The sequence below is a fragment of the Microbacterium sp. MF43 genome (genome assembly GCF_012847295.1).
In the GTDB taxonomy this organism is placed as follows: Bacteria; Actinomycetota; Actinomycetes; order Actinomycetales; family Microbacteriaceae; genus Microbacterium.
In genome coordinates this window covers 593,546-620,333 of the sequence record NZ_JABBDY010000001.1, presented here as the reverse complement: position 1 = coordinate 620,333, position 26,788 = coordinate 593,546, and the positions used below count along the sequence as shown (strand labels likewise).

At 69.5% G+C, this 26,788-nt stretch carries 22 protein-coding genes, 1 tRNA gene and 1 pseudogene; 6 read left to right on the top strand and 18 right to left on the bottom strand.

Annotation, left to right across the window (positions count from 1 at the left end; all coding sequences use genetic code 11):
* Positions 1–92: 92 nt before the first annotated feature.
* From topA to HF323_RS02715, 6 genes are all read right to left on the bottom strand, one after another.
* Positions 93–2,792 (bottom strand): type I DNA topoisomerase, encoded by a 2,700-nt coding sequence (topA, locus tag HF323_RS02740; protein WP_169581017.1) that lies wholly within the window; start codon positions 2,790–2,792, stop codon positions 93–95.
* A 68-nt stretch (positions 2,793–2,860) separates the two neighbouring features.
* Positions 2,861–3,178, bottom strand: coding sequence for an Rv3654c family TadE-like protein (locus HF323_RS02735; RefSeq protein WP_169581016.1), 318 nt, complete (start codon positions 3,176–3,178; stop codon positions 2,861–2,863).
* On the bottom strand, positions 3,178–3,513 hold the full coding sequence (locus tag HF323_RS02730) for a TadE family type IV pilus minor pilin (RefSeq protein ID WP_169581015.1): 336 nt from the start codon (positions 3,511–3,513) through the stop codon (positions 3,178–3,180). Before HF323_RS02730 ends, HF323_RS02735 begins: the two co-directional genes overlap by 1 nt.
* The gene (locus HF323_RS02725; protein WP_169581014.1) at positions 3,510–3,716 is read right to left on the bottom strand and encodes a DUF4244 domain-containing protein; all 207 of its coding nucleotides are present in this window, start codon (positions 3,714–3,716) and stop codon (positions 3,510–3,512) included. Before HF323_RS02725 ends, HF323_RS02730 begins: the two co-directional genes overlap by 4 nt.
* Positions 3,717–3,767: 51 nt before the next feature.
* Positions 3,768–4,733: a type II secretion system F family protein gene (locus HF323_RS02720; protein WP_169581013.1), complete on the bottom strand. Its 966-nt coding sequence runs from the start codon at positions 4,731–4,733 to the stop codon at positions 3,768–3,770.
* Positions 4,721–5,761 (bottom strand): TadA family conjugal transfer-associated ATPase, encoded by a 1,041-nt coding sequence (locus HF323_RS02715; RefSeq protein WP_169581012.1) that lies wholly within the window; start codon positions 5,759–5,761, stop codon positions 4,721–4,723. Before HF323_RS02715 ends, HF323_RS02720 begins: the two co-directional genes overlap by 13 nt.
* 411 nt (positions 5,762–6,172) lie before the next feature.
* Between HF323_RS02715 and acs the strand changes: the two genes are divergently transcribed.
* On the top strand, positions 6,173–8,137 hold the full coding sequence (acs, locus tag HF323_RS02710) for an acetate--CoA ligase (protein ID WP_169581011.1): 1,965 nt from the start codon (positions 6,173–6,175) through the stop codon (positions 8,135–8,137).
* A 55-nt stretch (positions 8,138–8,192) separates the two neighbouring features.
* On the opposite strand, the gene HF323_RS02705 is transcribed toward acs, so the two are convergent.
* Both HF323_RS02705 and HF323_RS02700 read right to left on the bottom strand, forming a co-directional pair.
* Positions 8,193–8,660: a RidA family protein gene (locus HF323_RS02705; protein ID WP_169581010.1), complete on the bottom strand. Its 468-nt coding sequence runs from the start codon at positions 8,658–8,660 to the stop codon at positions 8,193–8,195.
* 1 nt (position 8,661) lies between these two features.
* Positions 8,662–8,877, bottom strand: coding sequence for a DUF4177 domain-containing protein (locus HF323_RS02700; RefSeq protein ID WP_169581009.1), 216 nt, complete (start codon positions 8,875–8,877; stop codon positions 8,662–8,664).
* Between the two features lie 109 nt (positions 8,878–8,986).
* Between HF323_RS02700 and HF323_RS02695 the strand changes: the two genes are divergently transcribed.
* The 4 genes from HF323_RS02695 to HF323_RS02680 all read left to right on the top strand — a co-directional run bounded on the left by HF323_RS02695 (position 8,987) and on the right by HF323_RS02680 (position 13,586).
* Positions 8,987–11,725, top strand: a complete 2,739-nt coding sequence (locus tag HF323_RS02695) for a transglycosylase domain-containing protein (RefSeq protein ID WP_169581008.1) — start codon at positions 8,987–8,989, stop codon at positions 11,723–11,725.
* Positions 11,725–12,666, top strand: coding sequence for a metallophosphoesterase (locus tag HF323_RS02690; RefSeq protein ID WP_169581007.1), 942 nt, complete (start codon positions 11,725–11,727; stop codon positions 12,664–12,666). Before HF323_RS02695 ends, HF323_RS02690 begins: the two co-directional genes overlap by 1 nt.
* A 53-nt stretch (positions 12,667–12,719) precedes the next feature.
* Positions 12,720–12,793: transfer RNA gene (locus tag HF323_RS02685), tRNA-Pro, on the top strand.
* A gap of 25 nt (positions 12,794–12,818) precedes the next feature.
* Positions 12,819–13,586, top strand: coding sequence for an HAD-IIB family hydrolase (locus HF323_RS02680; RefSeq protein WP_169581006.1), 768 nt, complete (start codon positions 12,819–12,821; stop codon positions 13,584–13,586).
* A 291-nt stretch (positions 13,587–13,877) separates the two neighbouring features.
* Here HF323_RS02680 and HF323_RS02675 read toward each other — a convergent pair.
* Together HF323_RS02675 and HF323_RS02670 are read right to left on the bottom strand one after the other, a co-directional pair.
* Positions 13,878–15,107, bottom strand: a pseudogene (locus tag HF323_RS02675) (alpha-hydroxy acid oxidase); the annotation flags it as partial.
* A 14-nt stretch (positions 15,108–15,121) separates the two neighbouring features.
* On the bottom strand, positions 15,122–15,853 hold the full coding sequence (locus HF323_RS02670; RefSeq protein ID WP_317450971.1) for a GntR family transcriptional regulator: 732 nt from the start codon (positions 15,851–15,853) through the stop codon (positions 15,122–15,124).
* 71 nt (positions 15,854–15,924) lie between these two features.
* Between HF323_RS02670 and HF323_RS02665 the strand changes: the two genes are divergently transcribed.
* Entirely contained in the window at positions 15,925–16,779 is an 855-nt protein-coding gene (locus HF323_RS02665) for a DUF1295 domain-containing protein (RefSeq protein ID WP_169581005.1), read from the top strand.
* A gap of 19 nt (positions 16,780–16,798) precedes the next feature.
* Here HF323_RS02665 and galE read toward each other — a convergent pair whose 3' ends face one another.
* From galE to HF323_RS02625, 8 genes are all read right to left on the bottom strand, one after another.
* A complete protein-coding gene (gene galE / locus HF323_RS02660; protein WP_169581004.1) occupies positions 16,799–17,818 on the bottom strand; it encodes a UDP-glucose 4-epimerase GalE in 1,020 nt (339 codons plus the stop codon).
* A gap of 10 nt (positions 17,819–17,828) precedes the next feature.
* On the bottom strand, positions 17,829–18,488 hold the full coding sequence (locus HF323_RS02655; protein WP_169581003.1) for a thymidine kinase: 660 nt from the start codon (positions 18,486–18,488) through the stop codon (positions 17,829–17,831).
* 127 nt (positions 18,489–18,615) lie between these two features.
* Complete coding sequence (locus HF323_RS02650) at positions 18,616–20,091, bottom strand: malate:quinone oxidoreductase (RefSeq protein ID WP_169581343.1); 1,476 nt, start codon at positions 20,089–20,091, stop codon at positions 18,616–18,618.
* 126 nt (positions 20,092–20,217) lie between these two features.
* Positions 20,218–21,288: an aspartate-semialdehyde dehydrogenase gene (locus tag HF323_RS02645; protein WP_169581002.1), complete on the bottom strand. Its 1,071-nt coding sequence runs from the start codon at positions 21,286–21,288 to the stop codon at positions 20,218–20,220.
* Positions 21,289–21,447: 159 nt separating this feature from the next.
* On the bottom strand, positions 21,448–22,734 hold the full coding sequence (locus tag HF323_RS02640) for an aspartate kinase (RefSeq protein WP_169581342.1): 1,287 nt from the start codon (positions 22,732–22,734) through the stop codon (positions 21,448–21,450).
* 156 nt (positions 22,735–22,890) lie between these two features.
* Positions 22,891–23,859 carry a DMT family transporter gene (locus HF323_RS02635; protein ID WP_317450970.1) on the bottom strand — a complete coding sequence of 323 codons (969 nt, stop codon included), beginning with the start codon at positions 23,857–23,859 and terminating at the stop codon, positions 22,891–22,893.
* Positions 23,860–23,937: 78 nt separating this feature from the next.
* Positions 23,938–24,531: a recombination mediator RecR gene (gene recR, locus HF323_RS02630; protein ID WP_169581001.1), complete on the bottom strand. Its 594-nt coding sequence runs from the start codon at positions 24,529–24,531 to the stop codon at positions 23,938–23,940.
* Between the two features lie 3 nt (positions 24,532–24,534).
* Positions 24,535–26,769, bottom strand: coding sequence for a DNA polymerase III subunit gamma and tau (locus HF323_RS02625; RefSeq protein ID WP_188241629.1), 2,235 nt, complete (start codon positions 26,767–26,769; stop codon positions 24,535–24,537).
* Between the last annotated feature and the right edge of the window lie 19 nt (positions 26,770–26,788).

Below are 26,788 nucleotides of genomic sequence, written 5' to 3'. Positions count from 1 at the left end.
GCCCTGCTCGCGCGCGCCCGGACTCGCACCCGCGCCGGCCACTTCTCCATCGGGTCTGGGCGCGCTCGCGCCCGGACCCGCATCCTCGCCGGTCACTTCTTCGCCGGGGCCTTCTTCGCCGGGGCCTTGCGTGCCGTGCGCTTCGGCGCGGGGCCCTTGGCACGCTTGTCGGCGAGCATCTGCACCGCGATCTCGTACGTGATGTCGTCGGGCGTCTGACCTCGCGGGATGGTGACGTTCGTCACTCCATCCGTGACATAGGGTCCGAAACGGCCGTCCTTGACCTTGATCGGCTTCTCGCTGACCGGGTCGTTCTCGAACTCCTTGAGTGCGCTGCTCGCACCGCGCGCGCCGTACTTCGGCTGCGCATAGACCGCGAGCGCCTCCTCGAGCGTGATCTCGAAGATCTGCTGCTCGCTCTGGAGCGTGCGCGAATCCGTCCCCTTCTTGAGGTAGGGCCCGTAGCGGCCGTTCTGCGCCGTGATCTCGGCACCCGACTCGGGATCGACGCCCACCACGCGAGGAAGGTCGAGCAGGCGCAGAGCGGTCTCGAGGTCGATCGTGTCGACCGACATCGACTTGAAGAGCGACGCCGTGCGGGGCTTGGGAGCGGCTTCCTTCTTGGCTCCGCGCTTCTTCGGCGCGGGCTCGGCCGTCTCGACGATCTCGCCGGTCGACTCGTCGACCTCTTCGGCGGCGGGCGGGTCGACCTCCTGGACGTATGGGCCGTAGCGGCCGTCCTTCACGACGACGAGCTTCGCCGTGGCGGGGTTCTCGCCCAGCACGCGGTCGCCGGCGACAGGAGCCTCGATGAGCTCCCTCGCCTTCTCGGGCGTGAGCTCGTCAGGGGCGAGGTCGTCGGGGATGTTGACGCGGCGCGGCTCGCCGGCGGGGTCATCGGTGTTCGGAACCTCGAGGTACGGCCCGTACTTGCCGAAGCGGAGCGTTGCGACGTCTCCGATGGGCGTCGAGTTGAGCGCCCGGGCGTCGATCTCGCCGAGGTTGTCGACGATGTTGCGCAGCCCGACCTGCTGATCGGAGCCGAAGTAGAACTCCTTCAGCCAGTCCTCGCGCTTCTGCTCCCCGCGCGCGATCGCGTCGAGGTCATCCTCGAGCGCCGCGGTGAAGTCGTAGTCGACGAGGTCGGCGAAGTGCTGTTCCAGCAGCCGCACGACGCTGAAGGCGAGCCAGCTCGGGATGAGCGCCTGACCGCGCTTGGTGACGTACCCACGGTTGAGGATGACGTCGATGATGCTGGCGAACGTCGAGGGGCGGCCGATGCCCTTCTCTTCGAGAGCCTTCACCAGGCTCGCCTCGGTGTAACGCGGCTTGGGGCTGGTGGTGTGACCCTTGGGCTCGACCTCCTTGAGCCGCAGCACATCGCCGACGGCGAGCGCAGGCAGCGCCTGGTCATCCGCCTTGTCAGCATCGCCGCGCTTCTCGTCCTTGCCCTCTTCGTAGGCGTCGAGGAAGCCCTTGAAGGTGTACACGGTGCCCGAGGCGGTGAACTCGGCGCGCTTGCCGCCCGCATCGACGGCGAGGACGACCGTGGTCGTCTCGTACTTGGCGTCGGACATCTGGCTGGCCATCGTGCGCTTCCAGATGAGGTCGTAGAGCCGCTGCTCGTCGCGATCGAGCTCGCCCGAGACGGAAGCAGGCGTGCGGAAGGTCTCGCCCGACGGACGGATCGCCTCGTGCGCCTCCTGGGCGTTCTTGCTCTTGCTGGCGTACGTGCGCGGGTTGAGCGGCACCGCCTTCTCGCCGTACATCTCGACGGCCTGAGCCCGCGCCGCCTGAACGGCCTGAGCACTCAGCGCGGTCGAGTCGGTGCGCATATAGGTGATGAAGCCCTTCTCGTAGAGACGCTGCGCCACGCTCATCGCGTGCTTGGCGCTCATCGAGAGCTTGCGGCCGGCCTCCTGCTGGAGGGTGGACGTCGTGAACGGTGCGCGGGGACTGCGGGTGCCCGGCTTGGATTCGAGGGAGGCGACGGATGCCTCGCCCGCCGCGACGATCGCGTCGGCCAGCTCCCGCGCCTGCGCCTCGTCGAGCACGAGCACTGCCTTCTTGAGCGAACCGGTGTCGTCGAAGTCGGTGCCGCGCGCCAGCGGCGCACCGTCGACGCGCGCCAGGCGCGCGGCGAACGAGTCGGAGCCCTTGACCGCCTGCGTGTCGATGTCCCAGTAGGAGGCCGACACGAACGCCATGCGCTCGCGCTCCCGCTCGACGACCATGCGCGTCGCGGCGGACTGGACGCGGCCGGCCGACGTGCCCTGCTGCACCTTGAACCACAGCACGGGGCTCACGTCCCAGCCGTAGAGGCGGTCCAGAATGCGCCGCGTCTCCTGCGCATCCACGAGCGCCAGATCGAGATCCCGCGTGTTGTCGACGGCGGCGCGGATCGCGTCCTTCGTGATCTCGTGGAACACCATGCGGCGCACGGGCACCTTCGGCTTGAGGGTCTGAAGGAGGTGCCATGCGATCGCCTCGCCCTCGCGGTCCTCATCGGTCGCGAGTAGGAGCTCGTCGGCCCCCTTGAGCGCGCGCTTGAGCTCGGCGACGGTCTTCTTGCCGCGCTCGCTCTCGACGTAATAGGGGTCGAAGCCGTTCTCGACGTCGATGGAGTACTTGCCGTACGCCTGCTTCTTGTCGGCCGGGATGTCCTTCTTGTCCGCGAGATCGCGGATATGCCCAACCGAGCTGAGCACCTCGTAGCCGTCGCCCAGGTACCCCTGAATCGACCTCATCTTCGTCGGTGACTCGACGATGACGAGCTTCTTTCCTTCTGCCAAAGGGGGCGTCCTTTCTTCGACGCAAACCATACACGTCACTTCTCGGTGTGGGCGCTGTGAGCGGTCGCTCATGACGGCGGGCCGGCTCGAGCGCGCGCGACGGCCACGAGGACGCCGAACGGCGCAGACACCGACACGGTCGCCACCAGACCGTCCAGTTCGCACGCGGTGAGCTCGACCTCGCCTCTCTGCGTGATCTCTCTCGCCCGCTCGCACGGAACTCCCGTCACCGCGCCCGAGGCCGCGTCCGCCGCGGCGAGTGCGGCCGCGTCGGCGACACCCGCGAGCCGCTGACCGAAGACCGCTGCCGCGGACACCCCGGCGAGCGATCCGGTCAGCAGCGCCGCCGAGACCACCAGCCCCGCTGCCGCGAGCGTGCCCGGCATCAGCGCCCTCCCGCCAGCGCGCAGCTGGTGGCGCCGATGCGAACGGAGAGGAGGGCGGGCGCCGATGCGGCGACGCACACCAGATCGTCGCGGACCTCGATGCGCGCGTCGGATCCGGGCACGACCGACGCGACGGTCGCGTGCACGCGATCGTCGGATTCTCCGCGTGCCGCGAGCCTGGCGGCGTCGGCGACGGCGTCCTGCAGCCGGACGTGGCGCGCACCGGCGCTGAGCGCCCCGACGCCGAGCACGAGCACGAGGACGACGGCGGGCAGGGCGACCGCGAACTCGGCGACGACCGATCCGCGATCGTCGCCGAGCAGCGAGCGTGTCATGCGACGGTCAGCGCGCGCCGCACGAGATCGGTGAGGATGCCGCGAACCTCATCGCTGCGCATGATCACGACGAGCAGACCGGCGAACGCGACCGCGGCCATCGTGGCGATGGCGTATTCGGCGGTCGCCGCGCCGGTGTCGTCGGAGTGCACGTCGCAGAACAGTCGCAGCGCACGGCGGCGGGTCAAGATGGGAAGGGACATAGGTGGTGGGTCCTTTCGATGGGGATGAGGGCGGGCACGGTCGGGGGCCGGTCACCACGACAGCGGCACGGTGCTCATGACGCTGAGCATCATCGGTGCGACGCCGAGCAGGAGGAACGCGGGGAGGGTGCAGGCGCCGAGTGGCAGAAGGAGGCGCGACGACAGGTCGGCGGCTCGCAGCCTCCCTTCGATGCGCGCGCGGTGCCGCGCGAGCGCCGCCGTGGCGCGGAGGAGCTCGACGGCGGGCACGCCGGCGGAGCGCGAAAGGGCGAGCACCGCGGCGGTCGAGGCATCCGCCGCCGAACCCGCCTGCTCGACCAGTGCCGTCGCGCGCTCGATCGACACTCCTCCGCTCAACGCGATCGCCAGGAGTTCGGCGTCGTTGCCGGGGATGCGCCCGGCGGGATTGGCGCGACGGACGAGCGCGCCGCTCCACCTCCGCGCGACCACGATCAGCACGACACCGGCCGCGAGGCACCCGATGCCGAGCGGCTGGCTCACCAGCACCCCGAAGGTGTCGAAGCCGAAGGCAGCTCCGAGCGCGAGGGCGACGACGGGAAGCCAGCCCATGAGCCGAGCGGTGCCGGCGGGCTCGGCGAGCGCAACCCGCACATCGTCGGCGGCCTCGTGCGCATCGCGGAGCGCCGCCGCGGTGCCCCGCAGCGTCTCGGCCAGCGGAGCGCCGACGGCGACCGCCACGCGCCAGGCGGCCGCCACGTCGGGCCAGGGATCGCCCACCGCCTGATCCGTGCCGGGGGGTCGAGCAGCCGACCGCGCCCGGAGCCTTCCGGTCGAGGAGACCGCGGTCGCCGCCCGGGCGCCCGCCGTCGCGATCGCATCCGCGAGCGCGCCGCCTTCCGCGGTGGCCGACACGACCCGGACGGCGCTCTCGTCGCCGGCGTCGGCGAGATGGGACCAGGCCCGCGCGGGCGAGAGACCCGCCTGCAGGAGCACGGCGAGCCGCAGCACCGTCTCCGCGGCGGTCGACGCCGCGGATTCCTTCTTCACCCGGCCCATGCGGTCTCCTCGATCTCGAGGCGTCCCCGAGCGCCCACGACCGGCCGTCCTGTCGCCGCTATGCGGCGGACACCGTCGCCGGAGCGCTCCACGTGGATGACCCAGTCGATGGCACTCGCGACCTGGCGTGCGAGGGCGGTGTCGTGGAGGCCGGCCAGCGCGCCGAGCGCCTCGAGCCGAGCAGGGACGTCGTGCAGGCTGTTCGCGTGCACGGTCCCGGCCCCGCCATCGTGGCCTGTGTTCAGCGCCGAGAGCAGCTCACGCACCTCTTCACCGCGGCACTCCCCCACGACGAGCCGGTCCGGTCGCATGCGGAGCGCCTCTCGCACGAGTCGCGCGAGACCGATAGCACCGGCGCCCTCGAGATTCGGCTGACGCGCCTCGAGTCGCACATGGTGGGGGTGATCGAGCCGGAGCTCGGCGACGTCCTCGATCGTCACGATGCGGTCGTGCGCCGGCGCGGCGCTGAGCAGAGCGGCGAGAAGCGTCGTCTTGCCTGCGCCCGCCGCACCGGTGACCAGGAAGTTCTCGCGGCCGGACACCACCGCGTCGATCGTGGCGCGCATCGCGGGAGCGAACATGCCCGCCCGCTGCAGGTCGGCGAGGCCGGGGCGATCGAGACGGGGCACGCGAATCGAGATGAGCGTGCCTTCGGCCGACACCGGCGGCAGTACGGCGTGCACGCGAATCCCTCCCTCCAGACGGACGTCCACGCAGGGCGACGCGTCGTCGATGTGACGGCCGCCCGCGCCGATGAGCTCGACCGCGAGGGCGCGCACCTCTTCTTCGGTGGCCCGCCACCCCGGCTCGGCGGCCGTGCCTGCTCCGCGATCGACGAACAAGCCGGCGCTGCCGTTGATGAAGAGGTCGGTCACGTCGGGCGCGTCGAGGTACTCCGCGAGCCGTTCCAGGGACGGATGCCGCGGTCGAGCGCGCACGAGAGTCCGCGGCGCGGAGGGCGGGCCGGCCGCCGACGCCCTGTCGCCATCGGTCCCCTGCCGTGGGGTGACGACGAAGTGCTCGGCCATGTCCCGAGGCTAGAAAGGCGGGCGATGACGGATGCCGGCACCCCCGGACATCAGTGAAGAGGCGGCGGCACCGTCCGCCTGGGGAGGAGCCGCCGCCATCGCCGAAGGGCAAAACAAGGGCGGCATCCCATGGGGGGAATGGGATGCCGCCACACGCGACACCGGATTTCGGGGGGTGGTCCGGGTGTCGCAACGCCAGAATCGAAGTTCGGCCGCTCGCCAGCATAGGCGCGAAGCCTGTGGCGAGAAGGATTCATGAGAGCCTTCTCACTGATATATCGGACGGGTCCAGGAATGCCGCCTCCCCCACTATCGGGGGTAGTGACGGCACGTCCTGCTCACTACATTGCGAGACAGACACCCGGCTCTCCGCCGGACGACCCGACCTCAGCCCGCGAAGGAGCGCGCTCTATGAGCAGCCAGATCGACCACCTGCTGAACGAAGACCGGCGGTTCTCCCCGTCGTCGGAGTTCGCCGCCGCCGCCGTTGCGACGAGCGACCTGTACGAACGGGCGGCGGCCGACCGCGAGGGCTTCTGGGCGGATCAGGCCCGCGAGCTGCACTGGCACAAGCCGTTCACGCAGGTCCTCGACTGGTCCAACCCGCCGTTCGCGCAGTGGTTCGCCGACGGCGAGCTCAACGTCGCATACAACTGCCTCGACCGCCACGTCGAGGCAGGCAACGGCGATCGCATCGCCCTCCTGTGGGAGGGCGAGCCCGGCGACGACCGTCGCGTGACGTACGCCGAGCTCACCGACGAGGTCAAGCGCCTCGCCAATGTGCTGGAGGGGCTCGGCGTCGGGGCGGGCGATCGCGTCGCCATCTACATGCCGATGATCCCCGAAGCGGTCGCGGCCATGCTGGCCGTCGTGCGCATCGGCGCCATCCACTCGGTCGTCTTCGGCGGCTTCTCGGCAGACAGCCTGCGCGCGCGCATCGACGACGCCGGCGCGAAGCTCGTGATCACCGCCGACGGCGGCTACCGCAAGGGCAAGGTGTCGCCGCTCAAGCCCGCCGTCGACCTGGCGCTCGGCGACCGCGGCTCAGGCGAGCAGGAGACCGTCGAGCACGTGCTCGTCGTGAGGCGCGGCGGGAACGACGTGGACTGGACCGAGGGTCGCGACATCTGGTGGCACGACGTCGTGCCGCAGGCATCCGGCGAGCATGAGGCGCAGGCGTTCCCCGCCGAGAACCCCCTCTTCATCCTCTACACGTCGGGCACGACCGGGAAGCCCAAGGGCATCCTCCACACCTCCGGCGGATACCTCACGCAGGCCGCGTTCACGAACAAGGTCGTCCACGACATCCACCCCGAGACGGACGTCTTCTGGTGCACGGCCGACATCGGCTGGGTCACCGGGCACAGCTATGTCACGTACGGCCCGCTCGCCAACGGCGCCACCCAGGTGCTCTACGAGGGAACGCCCGACACCCCGCACCCGGGCCGCTGGTGGGAGATCGTGCAGAAGTACGGCGTCACGATCCTCTACACCGCACCGACCGCGATCCGGTCCTTCATGAAGATCGGCCGCTCGGTCCCCAAGCAGTTCGACCTGTCGTCGCTGCGCCTGCTCGGATCCGTCGGCGAGCCGATCAACCCCGAAGCGTGGATGTGGTACCGCAAGATCATCGGGGGCAAGACGGCGCCCATCGTGGACACGTGGTGGCAGACCGAGACCGGTGCGATCATGATCTCTGCCCTGCCGGGCGTGACCGAGACCAAACCCGGATCGGCGCAGGTCCCGCTGCCGGGCATCTCCGTGGACGTCGTCGACGAGGACGGCTCCCACGTCGGCAACGGGAACGGCGGACTCCTCGTCATCACCGAACCGTGGCCGTCGATGCTGCGCGGCATCTGGGGCGACCCCGAGCGCTTCGTCGAGACCTACTGGGAGAAGTTCCGGAAGCAGGGCTTCTACTTCGCCGGCGACGGCGCCCGTCTCGACGACGATGGAGACGTGTGGCTCCTCGGCCGCGTGGACGATGTCATGAACGTGTCGGGCCACCGCCTATCGACCACCGAGATCGAGTCGGCGCTCGTCGGCAACGAAGCGGTCGCCGAGGCCGCGGTCGTCGGCGCGTCGGACGAGACCACCGGTCAAGCCGTCGTCGCCTTCGTCATCATCAAGCAGTCGTACCTCAGCGCGCACTCGGCCGAAGGCCTGGCGCAGTCGCTTCGCGGCTGGGTCGGCGAGCAGATCGGGCCGATCGCTCGTCCCCGCGACGTCTACATCGTGGGCGAACTGCCCAAGACCCGTTCGGGCAAGATCATGCGCCGCCTGCTCCGCGACGTCGCCGAGGGCCGCGAGGTCGGCGACACCACCACTCTCGCCGACACGGCGGTCATGAGCGTGATCTCCGCCCAGGTCAGGTAGCTCGAGACGACGGATGCCCCGGCACGCGGTCGCGCCGGGGCATCCGTCACTCGTTTCAGGCGTACGAGAAGATGACCTCGACCTCGACGGGCGCGTCGAGCGGCAGCACGGGTACGCCGACCGCGGAGCGGGCGTGCGTGCCGGCGTCTCCGAAGATCTCGCCGAGCACTTCGCTCGCGCCGTTGATGACGCCGGGCTGGCCGGTGAATTCTGGGACGGATGCCACGAACCCGACGACCTTCACCACGCCGGTGAGCCGGTCGACGCCGCCCACGGCCGCCGCAGCCGCCGCAACGGCGTTGAGCGCGCTCTGGCGGGCGTACTCCTTGGCATCCGACGCGGGGATGAGGCCGTGTCCCTCACCCACCTTGCCGGTCGCGGGGAGGGCGCCGGAGATCATCGGCAGCTGCCCGGCGGTGAAGACGAGGTCGCCGTGCGCCTTCGCCGGCACATACGCGGCGACGGGCGGAACCACGTCGGGCAGGTCGATGCCGAGGTCGGCGAGCTTCTGCGAGATGGTCATGTCAGTCCTCTCCGAACTGCCGGGCGGCCTGCGCTGCGGCATCCAGCCCCGCGTTCGCCTCGCCGCCGCCGGCGGGGCGCTTGAGGTAGGCCACGAGCCCGCCCTCGGGACCGGGAACGACCTGCACGAGTTCCCAGCCCTGCTTGCCCCAGTTGTTGAGGATCGCGGCGGTGTTGTGGATCAGAAGGGGCGTGGTGAGATACTCCCACGTCGTCATCGCGGCTCCTCGAGTCGGCGAGCGGAAACGGGTTGGTGAAGGCTGGGAAACTCGCCGCGGGCGCACGTCCGTCAGGGAATCGCCCAGGTAGTTCCCTTACGATCACCCTATGCCTGATACCAATCGTTCGGCTAGCGGTGTGCTCGGCGGTCTCGCCGGCCTCGTCGGCCTCAGCGCTGTCGCCGGCGTCCTCGTCGCCGCGACTGTCACGCCCGCGATCGCGCTGTCCGGCGCCGCGGCGACGAGCGCGATCACGATGTTCGACAACCTCCCCAGCGTGCTCGAGATCGAGAAGCTCATGCTTCCGACGACGCTGTACGTCAAGACCGACCCCACCAAGGACGACTACGTCGTTATGACGCAGTTCTACGACCAGAACCGCTCGCCGGTGGAGTGGAACGAGGTCAGCCCCCTCATGTACGACGCGATCCTCTCCAGCGAGGACCCGCGCTACTACCAGCACGGCGGCGTCGACCTGATCGGCACCACGCGCGCCGTCATGTCGAATCTGCGCGGCGGCGGCGAGACCCAGGGTGGCTCGACGATCAGCCAGCAGTACGTGAAGAACATCCTCGTCCAGCGGTGCGAGGCTCAGGCCGAGACCGAGGAGGCGAAGCTCGACTGCTGGACGCAGGCGACGACCGCCGTCGGCGACGAGGGCATCCAGCGCAAGCTGCAGGAGATGCGCTACGCGATCGCCCTGGAGAAGAAGTACGACAAGGAGACGATCCTTCTCGGCTACCTCAACATCGCGAACTTCGGCGGCCGCACCTATGGCATCGAGGCCGCTGCCAAGCGGTACTTCGGCGTCTCGGCCAAGGACCTCACGATCAGCCAGGCCGCGACCCTGGCCGGGATCGTGCAGAACCCGAACCGGTACCGCATCGACATGACCGGCGGCTCCATCGTCGACGCCGACGGGGTCGCGTACAACAAGGCGCCCGACGGCCTGATCGACGACGTCAACCCCGACCAGATCGCGGCTCTGACGTCGAAGCTCGAGGCCGGAGAGATCACGCAGGAGCAGTATCTGGCGGCCGCCGATGGCTACAGCTCCACCAAGGGTCGCCAGCTGTACGTGCTCACCCGCCTGCTCGACGACGGCAAGATCACCCAGGAGCAGTACGACGCGGCCGTGATCGAGCCGATCACGCCGAAGGTCACCGCACCCAAGGACGGCTGCGTCCAGGCCAAGGGCATGGAGTACTTCTGCCAGTACGTGCGGTACGTCATCGAGCGTGACCCCGCGTTCGGCGCGACCCAGGAGGAGCGCACCTCCAACCTCCGCCGCGGTGGCCTCAACGTCTACACGACGCTGGACCTGCGCCTCCAGAATGAAGCGCAGACCACGATGAACACCCTCGCGCCGTCATCGGTGCCGGGTGGATATTTCGGCGCGACCTCCATGAGCATCGAGGCGTCGACGGGCCGCATCCTCGCCGTGGCGCAGAACACGAAATTCAGTGAAACCATCACGGGGGACCCCAACTACTCGTCGATCGTGTACGCGGGCGACCTTCAGTTCGGGGGATCCCGCGGCTTCAGCGCGGGATCGACCTTCAAGCTCTTCACCCTCATCGACTGGCTCGAGAAGGGCCACTCGGTCAACGAGGTCGTGAACGGCCGCAATCGCGTCATCCCGCAGTTCCCGGACTCCTGCTACAACGGCGGCATGTACTACAACGCCGACTGGAACCCGAAGAACTTCCGGAACCAGGCGGGGTACGTGGGCACGCCGATGCAGTTCACGCGCGACTCGCTGAACACCGGGTACCTCGCCATGGCCTCCGAACTGGACCTGTGCGACATCGGCAAGGCGGCGACGCGCATGGGCGTCAAGCTCGGCACTGGTGACGACATCGTCATGACAGGCCCGAACAAGGTCATCGGCGACGACGCCATCTCGCCGCTCGCGATGGCGGCTGCGTACGCGACCGTGGCGAACAAGGGCGTCTACTGCCAGCCGCAGGCGATCGACCGGGTGACAGACTCCGACGGCAAGGAGATCGCCAAGCCCCAGCGCAGCTGCAGCCAGGTGATCGATCCCGCCGTCGCCGCCACCGCGGCGTACGCCTTCGAGGGCGTGATGCAGCCGGGCGGAAGCGCCTACCCCGGCAACCCCTTCGACGGCACCCCCGTGATGGGCAAGACGGGAACGCACGAGGAGACTCACACCTGGATCGTCGAGTCGAGCACGAAGGTCACCACGGCGGTGTGGACCGGAAACGTCACGGGCGAGATCTCGTTGTACGACAAGTACTGGACCGGCAGCTATGAGCCGCTGAGCCGCATCCGGTTCCAGATGGCGCGCCAACTGCAGCATCTGGCGAATCAGCTCTACGGAGGCGACCGATTCCCCGGTCCCGACAGCAACCTGTCGCGCCAGGTCTACACCGACCTGCCGAACGTCGTCGGCAAGACCATGGATGAAGCACGCCAGATCCTGCGGGGCGCCGGCTTCGAGGTCGTCGACGGCTCCCCGGTCGATTCCGACATGGCCAGCGGCCTCGTGGCCGCGCAGAATCCCGGCGCCGGCCGGGTCGCGGGCGGCACGGTCGTGACGATCAGCCCCAGCAACGGCCAGGGTCTCACGGTGCCGGATGTGGCGGGCAAGCCGCTCGAGCGCGCGATCGCCGACTTGCGCAAGGCGGGCTTCGGCAATGTGGTCGCGGGCACGTGCGCGGTCGATGCGGCCGCCGACCCCGCGGGCCAGGCAACGGCCACGACACCGGCGGCGGGAACGGTCACCAACCGCAACTCCGCGATCACCGTCAACTACTCGGCCCCCGATTGCGGTGGCGGCGGAAACGGCAATGGTGGCGGTAACGGCGGCGGCAACGACGGCTAGTGCCCCACGCGACGACTCGGCCTGCCCTCACCGCGCTCGGCGCGGTGGGGGCGGTCGGCGCTGCGGCGGCGATCTGGGGCATCGGCATCGAGCGCTACCTCTTCACCGTTCGGTGGCATGAGGTCCCGGTCCTCCCGGTCGGCGCGCGCCCGATCCGCGTCCTGCATCTGAGCGACGCGCACATGGCGCCCTGGCAGAAGCGCAAGCAGCGGTGGATCGCGGCACTGGCCGAATTGGAGCCCGACCTCATCGTCAATACGGGCGACAACCTGGGCCACGTCGAGGGACTCCGCGGACTGCGAGCTGCGCTCGACCCGCTGCGCGGCATCCCCGGGTTCTTCGTCCATGGCTCGAACGATCACGTCGCACCGAGCCCGAGGAATCCCTTCAAATACTTCCTCGGGCCGTCGAAAGCTCACGGCCGGGTGTCCGCGGAGCCCCTCGACACGCAGGCGCTCGACGGATACCTCGAGGACGACCTCGGCTGGCTCGATCTGAACAACCGCGTCGGCACGGTCACGGCGGCCGGCTCACGCGTCGACGCGTTCGGGGTGAGTGACGCCCACCGCGGCTGGGACAGACTCGACGCGCTCCCCGACCTCGTCGAAGAACTGCGCGGAGACGAGCCGCCCGCCGTCACGCTCGGCGTCACTCACGCGCCTTACCGCCGCGTGCTCGATCGGTTCGTCGACCTCGGCGCCGATGTGCTCTTCGGTGGCCACACCCACGGCGGACAGGTGCGCATTCCCGGCTCTCCCTCCGCGCTGGTGGCCAACTGCGACATCCCTCTGCGCCAAGCCCGGGGCCTGAGCGAATGGGAGCACGGCGCGCGCCGCGCGCCCCTCAACGTCAGCGCAGGTTTGGGACACTCGATCTACGCCCCGGTGCGCTTCGCGTGCCGCCCCGAGGCGACGCTCATCACGCTCGTGCCCCGCGCGTAGGCGCTCGGTTCGGAGCACGGCCCTGCATCGGTTAGACTCGAACGGTTGCAAAACGGGGTGTGGCGCAGCTTGGTAGCGCGCGTCGTTCGGGACGACGAGGCCGCAGGTTCAAATCCTGTCACCCCGACAGGCAGAGACGAGGCGAGGAGCACATGACAGCTCCTCGCCTCGTCGCTTTCGACCTCGACGACACCCTCGCCCCTTCGAAGAGCGCGATCGATCCCCGCATCGGCGACCTGCTCGTCGCCCTCGCGGAGCGCGTCGAGGTGGCGATCATCTCGGGCGGGCAGCTCGCCCAGTTCACCAGCCAGGTGGTCGACAGGCTTCCGGATGCCTCGGCCGCCACGCTCTCGCATCTCCATCTGCTCCCCACCTGCGGCACCCAGTACTACCGCGTCACGCCGGACGGGATCGTCACGGTGTACGCGCACTCGCTCACCGACGATCAGAAGTCCCGCGCCCTTGACGCCCTCGAGGGCGAGGCGCGCCGTCTCGGCCTGTGGGAGAGCGAGACATGGGGCGACATCCTCGAGGATCGCGGCTCGCAGATCACCTTCTCGGCACTCGGCCAGCGCGCACCGCTCGCCGCGAAGACGGCGTGGGATCCCACCGGCGAGAAGAAGAACACGCTGCGCGCAGCCGTCGCCGACCGCATTCCCGACCTCGAGGTCCGCTCGGGCGGCTCCACCTCGGTCGACATCACGCACCGCGGCATCGACAAGGCCTATGGCATGCGCAAGCTGGCGGAGCAGACGGGCATCGACCTCGACGACATGCTCTTCGTCGGCGACCGCCTGGACCCCGACGGCAACGACTACCCCGTACTGGCGATGGGTGTGGCCTGCAGGGCCGTGGAGGGCTGGGAAGACACCGCTCGGCTCCTCGAAGGCCTCCTCCCCACCCTCCCGCCTCGCGTCTGATCCGGATGCTCCGGGCCAGGGCATCCCCCGCCCGGAGCCGGTCGGCTACGCCTTCGTTCCCGCGCCCCGTGAGGAACCGGCGGGTTTGGCCGTGGCCGCCGTGGACGCAGCAGACTTGGCCGTGGTCGCCTCGGACGCGGCGGGATTGGCCCCTGCCGCCTTGGCCGCAGCGGGCTTCGGGGACTTCGCGCGCGTTGCGGTCGCCTTCGCGGGCGCGGGGCCCGAGGCATCCGTCGTGTCCGCCCTCCTGGCCGCGCTGACGCGCGACCCCCCGGCCTCGGCACGGGCGGCCGCGAGAGGTACGAGGCGCGTGAGCTGCGTCACGTGCTTGGGCTCGAGCTCGGCGAGTGTCGAGACGCCGAGGAGTTTCATGGTGCGCTCGATCTCGGTGCGGAGAATCTCGATCGTGCGGTCCACGCCGGCTCGCCCCCCGGCCATGAGGCCGTAGAGATAGGCGCGGCCGATCAGGGTGAACTTCGCGCCCAGGGCGATCGAGGCGACGATGTCGGCGCCGTTCATGATCCCGGTGTCGATCATCACCGTCGCGTCCTTGCCCACCTCGCGCACGACGTTCGGCAGCAGGTGGAACGGGATCGGCGCCCGGTCGAGCTGGCGCCCGCCGTGGTTCGAGAGGATGATGCCGTCGACCCCGGCGTCGACGAGGCGCACCGAGTCCTCGACGTTCTGCACGCCCTTGACGACGATCTTGCCCGGCCAGATGTCGCGGATGACAGCCAGGTCGTCGTAGCTGATCGTCGGGTCCATCGCCGAGTTGAGCAGCTCGCCGACTGTGCCGCCCGTCGCCGACAGCGACGCGAACTCCAGCTTGGGGGTCGTGAGGAAGTCGTACCACCACCACGGCCGCGGGATCGCGTTGACGATCGTGCCCACCGTCAGCTGCGGCGGGATCGAGAACCCATTGCGCTTATCGCGGAGACGAGCGCCGGCGACCGGCGTGTCGACCGTGAACTGCAGGGTGTCGAACCCGGCCTCCGCCGCGCGGCGCGCCAGGGCGTAGGAGATCTCGCGGTCCCGCATGACGTACAGCTGGAACCAGTTGCGGCCACTCGGGTTCGCCGCCTTGACCCCCTCGATCGACGTCGTGCCCAGGGTCGAGAGGGTGAACGGGATCCCGGCGGCACCGGCCGCGGACGCCCCCGCCACCTCCCCTTCGGTCTGCATCAGACGGGTGAAGCCGGTGGGCGCGATGCCGAAGGGCAGCGCGCTGGGTCCGCCGAGGATCTCCACCGACATGTCGACCTCGGGCGCGGGGCGCAGGACGCCCGGGTGGAACTCGATGTCCTCGAACGCCTGACGTGCGCGCGAGAGCGACAGCTCACCCTCTGCTGCACCATCGGTGTAGTCGAAAGCGGCCTTCGGGGTGCGGCGCTTGGCGATCGCTCGCAGGTCGTAGATCGTCAGTGCGGCGTCGAGGCGGCGCTTCTTGCCGTTGAGCTCGGGCTTCTTGAACTTCATGAGTTCGAGCAGCTCGACGGGGTTGGGCAGCTGGCGCTGGACCATGCGGGGTGATTCCTTCACTGAGTGCGACGGGCAAGGCCCGCTTCGGCGTAGTAGCCGGTGATGTGGTCGTGGATCAGGGTTCGGGCGTCGGAGGCGGCGCCGGCCTCCACGGCGTCGAGAATCGCGCGATGCTCCTGGCGCAGCCGGTCGGCCGTGGCATCCCAGTCGGCGATGCCCTGTGCACCCGCCTGCACGTACGACTCGATGGCCGTGCGCAGACCGGCCATCATCGCGGCGATGACGACGTTTCCGGATGCCTCGGCGAGCGCCAGATGCAGTTGGGCGTCGAGCGCCAGGAACTCGGCCGGGGTCAGGTCACCGGCCTCCATCGCCGCCACGACCGCTCGAGCGCCCGCTGTGTCGCGGCCGGAGTCGGCGGCGAGGGCCTCGACGACGGCCGACTCGAGCACGAGACGCGTCCGCACCACATCGTCGAGCGGGAACCCCTGCGCGGCGACCTGGAGTCGCAGCAGCGCCGACATCCCACCCTGCGGTGTGGCGATGATGATGGCACCGGACGACGGGCCCGACCCGGTCCCCGTGCGGATGAGGCCCATGACCTCGAGGACCCGCAGCGCTTCGCGCACGCTGGAGCGCCCCACGCCGAGGGTGCTCGCCAGTTCGCGCTCGGGAGGCAGCCGGTCGCCGGGCCGGAGCTCTCCCTCGAGAAGGTCGGTCTCAATGCGTTCGAGGACGAGCTGCCACGCACGCGCGGTCGAGGTCGAGGTCGACGCTGACAGAGCCACGGATCACCCTTCGATATGGTCAGACCACAGTATCCTGTGGTCGGACCACACGCAAGGACTATGGTGTCCGCATGGACCCCCTCCTCGCCGTTCTCGTCGTCGCCGGCGCCGCGAGCGCCTTCTGCTGGGTGGCCTCGCTCATCACCAAGGACACCTCGTGGGTCGACCGCCTGTGGTCGATCGTCCCCGTGGTGTACGTGTGGATCTTCGCGATCGCCGCACTGACGTCCCTGCCCGACGGCGCGCAGTCCGGCGGGGACGCGGCCCGCGTCGTCGTCATGGCGGTGCTCGTGACGGCATGGGGCGCCCGCCTCACGTTCAACTTCGCCCGCAAGGGCGGCTACACCGGCATGGAGGACTACCGCTGGGCGATCCTGCGCAGCCGCATGTCGCCCGCATGGTTCCAGGTGTTCAACCTGTTCTTCATCGTCCTCTACCAGAACGCCCTGCTCGTGCTCATCACGATGCCGGCGTACATCGCGTGGCAGCATCCGTCTCCCTTCACCGGATGGGATGCCGCCTTCGCCCTGCTCTTCGCCACGTTCCTCTTCGGCGAGTTCATCGCCGATCAGCAGCAGTGGAACTTCCACCAGGCCAAGAAGGCCGCGGGCGGAACGCTCGAGCCGGGCTTCGTGACGAGCGGGCTCTGGGCGTACAGCCGGCACCCGAACTTCTTCTTCGAGCAGGCGCAGTGGTGGATCTTCTACGCGATCAGCGCGGTAGCGGTGGTGTCGACCGGCGGAAGCTGGCTCAACTGGACCATCGCGGGTGCGGTCCTCCTCACGGTGCTCTTCATCGGGTCGACCATCTTCACGGAGTCGATCACCGCGTCGAAGTATCCCGGCTACGCCGGTTACCGGCGCACGACGTCGATGCTCGTCCCCCTCCCGCGTCGGCGACGCCCGGAGGTCGCCCGACCGGTGTGAGTGTCGACGTGGCGTGAGGTCAGGCTCCGGGGTAGCCGTCGGGGTTCTTCGTCTGCCAGTTCCAGTAGTCCCGGCATGCGTCGTCGATCGTGAGCTTCGTCGACCAGCCCAGCACGCGCTCGGCCTTCGACGGGTCGCCATACGTGGCCGCGACGTCGCCGGGACGGCGCGGCGCGAGCCGGCGCGGGATCTCGCGGCCGCTCGCCCGCTCGAATGCCTCGATCAGCTGCAGGACGCTGACCGGCTCGCCCGTACCCAGGTTGTACACCTCGTACCCTGGCTGTGCGTGCTCGAGGGCCGCGACGTGGCCATCGGCGAGGTCGGTGACGTGGATGTAGTCGCGCAGGCCCGTGCCGTCGGGAGTGTCGTAGTCGGTGCCGAAGACCGAGACCTCGGGAAGGGCGCCGATCGCGACCCGCGAGACGAAGGGCATGAGGTTGTTGGGGATGCCGTGCGGGTCCTCGCCGATGAGGCCCGACGGGTGGGCGCCGACGGGGTTGAAGTACCGCAGGCTGACGGCGCGCAGCTCGGGGTCGGCGGCAGCGGCGTCGGCGAGGATCTCCTCGATGATCCGCTTGGTCTTTCCGTATGGGTTGGCGAGGTCGATCCCGGTGGGCGACTCCTCGGTGAGCGGCAGGTGCTCCGGGGTTCCATAGACCGTCGCCGAGCTCGAGAAGATGATCGTATGGATGCCCTCAGCGGCCATCACCTTGAGCAGAGTGACCGATGTGCCGATGTTCACGTCGTAGTACCGGATCGGGTTCGCCATCGATTCGCCCACCGCCTTGAGCCCGGCGAGGTGCACGACCGCGTCGACGGGCGCGTTCTCACGCACGAAAGCCGTCAGCGTCGCCTCGTCGCGGAGGTCGGATTCGAGCATCGGAACATCCGTCCCTGTGATCTCCTCGATCCGCGCGACCGCCGCGGCACTCGTCCCCGACATGTCATCGATGATCAGGACCTCGTGACCGGCCTCGATCAGGGCGATCGCCGTGTGCGCGCCGATGTAGCCGGCGCCGCCGGTGAGGAGAACTCGCATGGACTCCAGCCTAGTTGGCGCCGATCCGTCCGCCCGATTCGCGGAGGTAGCACTCCGCGCACATCGACTCGTACGTCACACGGTCGGCCGACAGCTCATCGATCGCGACCTGATCGCCATCGAAGACGAAGCGGCCGCCGACGAGGCGAGCATTGAAGAGCGCCTTGCGGCCGCACCGGCAGATCGTCTTCAGCTCTTCCAGGCTGTGGGCGAGTTCGAGCAGTCGTCGAGAGCCCGGGAAGGCCTGCGTCTGGAAGTCCGTGCGGATCCCGTACGCGAGCACGGGGACCCTGTCCAGCACCACGATCCGCAGCAAGTCATCGACTTGCGCGCGGGTGAGGAACTGGGCCTCGTCGATCAGAAGGCAGGCGACGTCGGGGGCGGATCCGGTCGCGGCCGACTCCGGGATCAGCGCGTCCTCTGCGCGGGCCCGCACGCGCGCGCGATGCTCCGCGAAGAGCGAGCGAAGATCAGCGTCGGGCGAGACGAGGAAGTCCACGGTCCGACGGACGCCCAGGCGGCTGTCGATCTGATCGGCGCCCTTGGTGTCGATCTCCGGCTTCGCCAGGAGGACGTGCTGGCCCCGCTCCTCGTAGTTGTAGGCGGCCTGCAGCAGTGACGTCGACTTTCCCGAGTTCATCGCGCCGTAGCGGAAGTACAGTTTGGCCACCCGGCGAGTCTACGAGCAGACAGCGCCGGCCGAAGCCGCCGCTCCCCCACGGCCGGGAGGACCGCCCCCGGCCGAGGGGGAGCGCACGGCTGCCGCGTGGACGATCCGTGCTCACCGGCGCAGCGGGTCAGGCCGTGAGGGCGAGCGCCTCCGCCGTCTCAGCGAGGGCATCGTCGGCGGCATCGGGGCGCGTGTTGAGGGTCTGACCGTAGCTCGGGATCAGTTCGCGCAAGCGAGGTTCCCACGCGGCAAGGTTGTCGGGGAAGCACGTCTTGATCAGGCCCAGCATGATCGAGACCGCCGTCGAGGCCCCCGGCGACGCACCGAGGAGGCCGGCGATCGATCCGTCGGCACCTGTCACGACCTCGGTGCCGAACTGCAGGATGCCCCCCTTCTCGGGGTCTCTCTTCATGACCTGCGCCCGCTGGCCCGCCTGGATGAGCTCCCAATCGTCGTCCTTGGCGGTCGGCATGAAGGTTCGCAGACTGTCGACCTTCTTCGCGTGGTTCTTCAGCAGTTCGCCGACGAGGTACGAGATGAGCGAGGGGTTGTCCCACGCGACCTTCAGCATCGGGCCGAGGTTGTGCGGGCGCACCTGCGTCACGATGTCGAGGATGGAGCCGTTCTTGAGGAACTTCGGGCTGAACGTCGCGAACGGGCCGAAGAGCAGGGATGCCTCGCCGTCGACCACGCGCGTGTCCAGGTGCGGCACCGACATCGGCGGCGCACCGACCGGGGCCTGCGAGTACACCTTGGCCTTGTGCTGGGCGACCACGGCCGGGTTCGTCGTCTTGAGGAACTGCCCGCCGATCGGGAAGACGCCGTAGCCCTTGATCTCTGGGATGCCGGAGCGCTGCAGGAGCTTGAGGGCCCAGCCCCCGGCCCCGACGAAGACGAACTTCGCGCGGATGTGCCCCGGCGTCCGGCCGATCGTGCGGCGGTACTTGACACCCCACGAACCGTCGCGAAGGCGCTTCAGGCTGCGAACCTCGGTGTTCGTTCGCACGTCCGCCCCGTTCTCGGCGAGGTGCGCGAGGAGCTGGCGGGTGAGGGCGCCGAAGTCGACGTCTGTGCCCGCGGGCACACGCGTCGCGGCGAAGGGCTCGCCCTTTCGCCGCTTCTGCATGAGGAGCGGCGCCCACTGGTTGATCACCCGGGAATCCTCGCTGTACTCGATCCCGGCGAACAGCGGCTGGTTCTTGAGCGCCTCATAGCGCTTCTTGAGGTAGGCGACGTCCTTCTCGCCCTGCACGAAGGTCATGTGCGGCGCCGAGTTGATGAAGGTGGACGGCGCGTCCAGCACGCCCTCCTCGACGAGCTTGGCCCAGAGCTGGCGGCTCTGCTGGAACTGCTCGTTGATCGAGATGGCCTTGGTCGGGTCGACCGAGCCGTCCTTGCCCTCGGGCATGTAGTTGAGCTCGCAGAGCGCGGCGTGTCCGGTGCCGGCGTTGTTCCAGGCGTTGGAGCTCTCAAGCGCCACGTCGGACAGCCGCTCGAACACCGCGATCTTCCACGACGGCTGCAGCTTCTGCAGCAGCGTGCCGAGCGTCGCGCTCATGATCCCGCCACCGATCAGCAGCACGTCGACGGTGCCCGCAGGCATATCGCTGTCGTCAGGATCAGGCAGGGCGTCAGAGGGCGATTCGGTCACCCGACGATTCTAGTTCGCCGCGAAACAGCCTCTGACCGGGAGCGGGTCCGTAGGCGCGAAAAATCCGCCGTTCTTAAGTCAGGCGTTCGCCCCGAGCGACGCCGCGACGACCTCTGCGATCTGCACGGCGTTCAGCGCAGCGCCCTTTCGCAGATTGTCGTTGGAGATGAAGAGCACGAGACCCTTCCCCTCGGGCGCGGACTGGTCGGCACGAATCCGGCCCACATAGCTCGGGTCGTTGCCCGCGGCCTGCAGCGGTGTCGGCACCTCTTCGAGGGCGACGCCGGGAGCGGCCGCGAGCAGCTCGCGTGCCCGCTCGGGGGTGATGTCGCGCGCGAACTCGGCGTGGATCGAGAGCGAGTGACCGGTGAACACGGGCACGCGCACGCACGTGCCGGCGACGCGGAGGTCGGGGAGCTCGAGGATCTTGCGGCTCTCGTTGCGGAGCTTCTTCTCCTCGTCGGTCTCGTTGAGGCCGTCGTCGACGAGGTTGCCCGCGAGCGGGATGACGTCGAACGCGATCGGAGCGACGTACTTCTCGGGCTGCGGGAAGTCGACGGCCGACCCGTCGCGGACGAGGTCGAGCGTGTGGCCCTGCGCGAGCACTCCCTCCACCTGGCCGAGCAGCTCCTGGGCACCGGCGAGACCGGAACCGCTCACGGCCTGGTAGGTCGACACGATGAGGCGCTCGAGGCCGGCTTCGGCATCGAGCACCTTGAGGACCGGCATCGCGGCCATCGTCGTGCAGTTCGGGTTCGCGACGATGCCCTTCCTGGCCTCGGCGATCGCGTGAGGGTTCACCTCGCTGACGACGAGGGGAACTTCGGGGTCCATGCGCCAGGCGCTCGAATTGTCGATGACGAGGGCGCCCGCCTCGGCGAAACGGGGCGCGTGGGCACGGCTGCCGGTGGCACCGGCCGAGAAGAGCGCGATATCGATGCCCGACGGGTCGGCGGTGGCGACATCCTCGATCACCACCGTCTGCCCCGCGAACTCGACCGAGGTCCCCGCCGAACGGGCGGTGGCGAACAGCCGCAGCTCGCGGATGGGGAAGCTGCGCTCGAGGAGGATCTCGCGCATCACCGTGCCGACCTGGCCGGTGGCGCCGACGACGGCGACGGAGAGTCCTGATTCGGAGATGCGGGTCATGAGGATCCTTGGTGCGAAGAGGTCGCGCAGACGCCATCGGAGCGCGGGATTTGTGCGATTCTACCGGCCGCACTCCGCCGCCCGCCCCGCGTTACCGCCGGAAGACGGCCACGCACAGCCGGATTCGCGCCACGCTCGACGCCGCGGAGGCGTCGGCCGTCAGCGCCCGGTGCCGGCGTGGACGACGGCGTCGCTGTCGCCGTCGAGACCGTACGCGGTGTGGACGACGCGCGCCGCCTCGGCGAGATCGTCTCCGCGGACGACGACCGAGATGCGGATCTCGGACGTCGAGATCATCTCGATGTTGATGCCTGCGATGCTGAGCGCCTCAAAAAGGGTCGCCGAGACTCCCGAATGCGTGCGCATGCCGGCGCCGACCACCGAGAGCTTCCCGATCTGGTCGTCGTGCACCAGGCTCAGGAAGCCGATCTCGGCCTGATCGCCGGCGAGCGCTTTGAGCGCCGTCGCGGCATCGGTCTTGGGCAGGGTGAACGAGATGTCGGTGCGACCGGTCGTGGCGGCCGAGACGTTCTGAACGATCATGTCGACGTTGGCGCCGGACTTCGCGATGACCTTGAAGATCTCGGCGGCCTTGCCCGGCACATCCGGAACGCCGATCACGGTGATCTTGGCCTGGCTGAGGTCGGTCGCGACGCCCGCGACGATGGGCTCTTCCATCTCTTCTCCTGATTCGCCGTCGGGGAGGGTCATCCCGGGGCCGAGCACGTAGGTTCCGACGCTCGAGCTGAAGGTCGAGCGCGAGTGGATCAGCACGCCGTGACGCCGCGCGTACTCCACCGCCCGGATGTACAGCACCTTGGCGCCGTTGGCGGCGAGCTCGAGCATCTCCTCCGCCGAGACCACGCCGAGCTTGCGGGCCTTCGGAACGACACGCGGGTCGGCGGTGAAGATACCGTCGACGTCGCTGTAGATCTCGCACACGTCGGCCTCGAGTGCGGCGGCAAGGGCGACGGCAGTGGTGTCGGAGCCCCCGCGTCCGAGGGTCGTGATGTCGCGGGTGTCGCGGTTGAATCCCTGGAAGCCCGCGACGATGACGATGGCGCCCTCGTCGAGCGCCTCGCGCAGACGCACCGGTGTGACGTCGACGATGCGGGCCGCGCCGTGCGTGGCATCCGTGATCATGCCCGCCTGGCTGCCCGTGAACGAGCGCGCCTCGAAGCCCATCGAATGGATCGCCATCGCGAGGAGCGCCATCGAGATGCGCTCCCCGCTGGACAGCAGCATGTCGAGCTCGCGCGGAGCGGGGATCGGAGCGACCTGCGCGGCCAGGTCGAGGAGCTCATCGGTGGTGTCGCCCATCGCGCTGACGGCGACGACCACGTCGTGTCCCGCGCGCCGCGCGTCGACGATGCGTTTGGCGACGCGCTTGATGCTCTCGGCATCAGCGACCGACGATCCGCCGTACTTCTGGACGATCAGCGCCACGTTCGCTCCCGGGATGCCGCCGTGCGGCATTCAAGACTCTCAGACGCGGTCGGATGCCGCGCCAAGCCTCCATCTTACGGACGCGCGCATTCGGCCTCGGCCATGTGACGGGTGCGCCTCCCGCCACGGGAGCCGGCACCGGCCACGCGCGGCGGCTCAGCCGGGCGCGACGGGCGGGAGTTCGGTCTCGGGCTCCCGCTCGGCTTTCGGTGAAGGCTCGAGGTCGGGGTTGCGCGCGCGCAAGGTGCCGCCGGTGGCGGCGAGCCAGCACCCGAGGATCACCAGCGGGAATCCGACCAGCAGGCCGAGGGTGAGATCCTCGCCGAGGATGATCGTGCCGAGGAGGATCGCGACCACCGGATTGACGTACGTGAACAGTGGTGCGCGGACCGGACCGACCCGGCCGATGAGCGCGAAGAACACGATGAAGGCCACCGCGGTGCACACGACGCCGAGCAGGACGAGCGCGACGGTGCCGTTCAGCGTCGGCACCTCGTGCTGGGTGAGCAATCCGATCGGCAGGTAGTAGATGCCCACCGCGAACAGCGACAGCGTGATCGTGCCGAGCGAGGGCACGTCTCTCAGCTTGTGCGCGACGATGAACGGCGCGATCGCATAGAGAACGGCGACGAGAAGCACTTCGCCGACGGCGAGGAGCCCGCCCCCGCCCTCGACCGCAAGACCGGGTCCAGCGACGATGATCGCGACTCCGGCGAAGCCGACCACCAGGCCGATCGCCCGCGCGGGCTTCAACACGGACCGATCACCGCCGCCGAACGCGATGAGCGCGGCGAACAGCGGAACGGTCGCGACGAGCAGGCCGGTGAGGCCCGACGGCAGGGTCTGCTCGGCGTGGCCGAGAAGCAGGAAGGGACCTGCCATCTCGATGGCGCCGAAGGCCAGCACCCATCCGATCTTCGAGAAGGCCGGCCGCAGCGCCTTCTGCCGGAGCGCGAACGGCAGCAGGAGGAGCGCGCCGATGAGCGTGCGCCCCGCGACCACGGCAGCCGGCGAATACGAGTCCACCGCGACTTTGATGAAGAGGTACGGGATGCCCCACACCACCGCCATGATCGCGAACAGCACCCAGGCCCGGGCGTCGAACCTCTGAATCGTGCCGTTCACGTGGTCTTCCTCATCGCTCCAGCATCGGTCGCGGCCGGGCCGGACGCGACGAGCACGACCGCCAATCTACGGCTGATGTCAGACAGAGCGGCGGCCCTCGAACGCACGGCCGAGGGTCACCTCGTCGGCGTACTCGAGGTCGCCGCCCACGGGGAGACCGGAGGCCAGGCGCGTCACGCTGATCTCGAGGGTGTGCAGCAGGCGGCTGAGGTACGTCGCCGTCGCCTCCCCTTCGAGGTTGGGGTTGGTCGCCAGGATCACCTCCTGCACCGTGCCGTCGGCGAGGCGCTGCATGAGCTGGGTGATCCGGAGGTCGTCGGGACCGATGCCGGCGATGGGACTGATCGCGCCGCCGAGCACGTGGTACAGCCCGCGGAACTCCCTCGTGCGCTCGATGGCAGCGACATCCTTCGCGTCTTCCACGACGCAGATGAGCGACTGGTTGCGCCGAGGATCACGGCAGATGGAGCAGCGGTCCTGCTCGGTCACGTTGCCGCACACCTCGCAGAAACGCACCTTATCGCGCACCTCGGCGAGCAGCTGCGCGAGGTGGGAGACGTCGAAGTTCGGCGTCTGCAGGATGTGGAACGCGATCCGCTGCGCGGACTTCGGGCCGATGCCGGGCAGGCGACCGAATTCGTCGATCAGGTCTTGGACGATGCCGTCGTACATGGACTAACTGAACCTCGTCGGGGGCTCGTACGGCTCCTCGCGCACGAAGGTCGCGCCGAGCACCTGTCGCACCACCGCTTCGCCGTAGCGCTGCACTCCCCCGTTGCGGGTCGTCACCACCGGCGGCAGCGGCGGAGCGACGACGGGCGGCACCGGCGCGTCGGCCGGGGCATCCGGGATCTCGTCTTCTGCTTCTTCCTCGCCGACAGCCGAGGAGGCGACGTCAGCCGAGCGCAGCACCTCGCCTTCGCGCGCCGGAGCGAGTGTCGTCACGCGAGAGCGAGCGGCGTCTTCGGGCTCGTCGTCGACCGCGAACTGCCCGGGCGCGGACGGCGCGCGGTCGAAGGCGGCCGATGCGGCGGGACCCGGATCGGGCGGCGGGGCGTCGGCATCGGAGGGTATCGGAGCGACGGCCCACTCCGTCACCGGGGCTGCTGCCGCCGGGGCCGACACGCGGGCGGCGGTCGGGGCGCCGCCGCGGGAGGGTGGTGCTGCGGGAGGATCTGACGGCGCCGGGCCGACGGTGCCTCCCGAGGGGGGCGCCGCAACCGGACCGTCGTGCTTCGCCAGGTACTTCACGCGGATGCCGAGCACCGCCACGATGGCTTGGCGCAGGTCTTCGCTCGGGCCGCCGCCGGCGACGCGCTGCTTGAACTTCGCGACGTCGGACTGGCTCGAGAACGACAGCGTGAGCACGTCGTCGTCGAGCCCGGCGACCTCGGCGTTGGAGGCGAGGAGCCAGGACGTGCGGCTGATGTCTTCGAGCTTTGCCAGCACCTCGGGCCACGCGTCGCGCATGCGCTGCGCGGTGACAGGACCGGCGGGGGCGGCGGGAACCGACGCCGCGGGAACCGCGGACGTCGGCGCCGCAGGAGCCGACACCGGAGGAGCCGACGCCGCGACGTCCGGCTCGGGCGCCGGCACGGTGGTCGGTGCAGCAGCGGCGGGCGCCGGTACCGCGGACGAGGAATCCGGCGTCGCGTCGGCGGCGCGACCGGGCGCGGGTGCCTGAGCGACAGGTGCGGGCGCCTGAGCGACAGGTGCGGCGGGCGCCGTGGGAGCCGGACCGCGCTCGACGACGGCTCCCGACCGCTCGACCGGCACGACGGTGGCGGGGGCGACGGATGCCGAGGCATCCGCTCCCCGCGCCATCACCCGCGCGACCATGAGCTCGAGCTGGAGGCGGGGCGACGTGGCCCCGGTCATGTCGTCGAGCGTCGCGATCACGAGGTCGGCGATCGCCGACAGGCGCGAGGTGCCGAACGCGTCCGCCTGACGCTGCATGCGCAGGAGGTCTTCGGCGGAGACACCGCGGAGCACGGCGGCGGCCCCCTGACCCGTCGCCGCGACGACGATCAGGTCGCGCAGGCGCTCGAGCAGGTCGTCGACGAAGCGGCGCGGGTCCTGCCCTGTCTGCACCACGCGGTCGACGGCGGCGAAGGCGGCCGCGGCGTCACCCGCCCCGAAGGCGTCGACGACCTCGTCGAGGAGCTCGGCATGCGTGTAGCCGAGCAGAGCGACGGCGCGCTCATAGACGACCTTGCCGTCTTCGGATCCCGCGATCAGCTGGTCGAGAAGCGAGAGCGTGTCACGCGGTGAGCCGCCGCCCGCGCGGACGACGAGGGGCAGCACGCCGGCTTCGACCTCGACGCCCTCCTGCTCGCACAGCTGCTGGACGTACTCGAGCATCGCGGCGGGCGGCACGAGGCGGAACGGGTAGTGGTGGGTACGCGAGCGGATCGTGCCGATGACCTTCTCGGGCTCGGTCGTCGCGAAGATGAACTTGACGTGGTCGGGGGGCTCTTCGACGAGCTTGAGCAGGGCGTTGAAGCCCTGCGGCGTGACCATGTGCGCCTCGTCGAGGATGAAGATCTTGAACCGATCGCGGGCGGGAGCGAAGACGGCCCGCTCACGAAGGTCGCGCGCATCGTCGACGCCGTTGTGGCTGGCCGCATCGATCTCGACGACGTCGAGCGAACCACCGCCGCCTCGGCCGAGCTCGATGCAGCTGTCGCACGTGCCGCACGGGGTGTCGGTCGGACCCTGCGCGCAGTTGAGGCACCGCGCCAGGATGCGTGCCGACGTCGTCTTCCCGCAGCCGCGCGGACCGGAGAACAGGTAGGCGTGGCCGACCCGGTCGCCTCGCAGCGCGGTCATGAGCGGCTCGGTGACCTGCGACTGGCCGATCATCTCGCCGAATGACTCCGGCCGGTAGCGGCGGTAGAGGGCGGTGGTCACCACCACAGCCTACGGCCTG

Excerpts from the sequence above, each read along its gene's own strand:
- HF323_RS02735 (WP_169581016.1), bottom strand. The coding sequence starts at position 3,178 with ATGCCGGGCACGCTCGCGGCAGCGGGGCTGGTGGTCTCGGCGGCGCTG.
- HF323_RS02730 (WP_169581015.1), bottom strand. The coding sequence starts at position 3,513 with ATGACACGCTCGCTGCTCGGCGACGATCGCGGATCGGTCGTCGCCGAG.
- HF323_RS02725 (WP_169581014.1), bottom strand. The coding sequence starts at position 3,716 with ATGTCCCTTCCCATCTTGACCCGCCGCCGTGCGCTGCGACTGTTCTGC.
- HF323_RS02720 (WP_169581013.1), bottom strand. The coding sequence starts at position 4,733 with ATGGGCCGGGTGAAGAAGGAATCCGCGGCGTCGACCGCCGCGGAGACG.
- HF323_RS02715 (WP_169581012.1), bottom strand. The coding sequence starts at position 5,761 with ATGGCCGAGCACTTCGTCGTCACCCCACGGCAGGGGACCGATGGCGAC.
- acs (WP_169581011.1), top strand. The coding sequence starts at position 6,173 with ATGAGCAGCCAGATCGACCACCTGCTGAACGAAGACCGGCGGTTCTCC.
- HF323_RS02705 (WP_169581010.1), bottom strand. The coding sequence starts at position 8,660 with ATGACCATCTCGCAGAAGCTCGCCGACCTCGGCATCGACCTGCCCGAC.
- HF323_RS02700 (WP_169581009.1), bottom strand. The coding sequence starts at position 8,877 with ATGACGACGTGGGAGTATCTCACCACGCCCCTTCTGATCCACAACACC.
- HF323_RS02695 (WP_169581008.1), top strand. The coding sequence starts at position 8,987 with ATGCCTGATACCAATCGTTCGGCTAGCGGTGTGCTCGGCGGTCTCGCC.
- HF323_RS02680 (WP_169581006.1), top strand. The coding sequence starts at position 12,819 with ATGACAGCTCCTCGCCTCGTCGCTTTCGACCTCGACGACACCCTCGCC.
- HF323_RS02665 (WP_169581005.1), top strand. The coding sequence starts at position 15,925 with ATGGACCCCCTCCTCGCCGTTCTCGTCGTCGCCGGCGCCGCGAGCGCC.
- galE (WP_169581004.1), bottom strand. The coding sequence starts at position 17,818 with ATGCGAGTTCTCCTCACCGGCGGCGCCGGCTACATCGGCGCGCACACG.
- HF323_RS02650 (WP_169581343.1), bottom strand. The coding sequence starts at position 20,091 with ATGCCTGCGGGCACCGTCGACGTGCTGCTGATCGGTGGCGGGATCATG.
- HF323_RS02645 (WP_169581002.1), bottom strand. The coding sequence starts at position 21,288 with ATGACCCGCATCTCCGAATCAGGACTCTCCGTCGCCGTCGTCGGCGCC.
- recR (WP_169581001.1), bottom strand. The coding sequence starts at position 24,531 with ATGTACGACGGCATCGTCCAAGACCTGATCGACGAATTCGGTCGCCTG.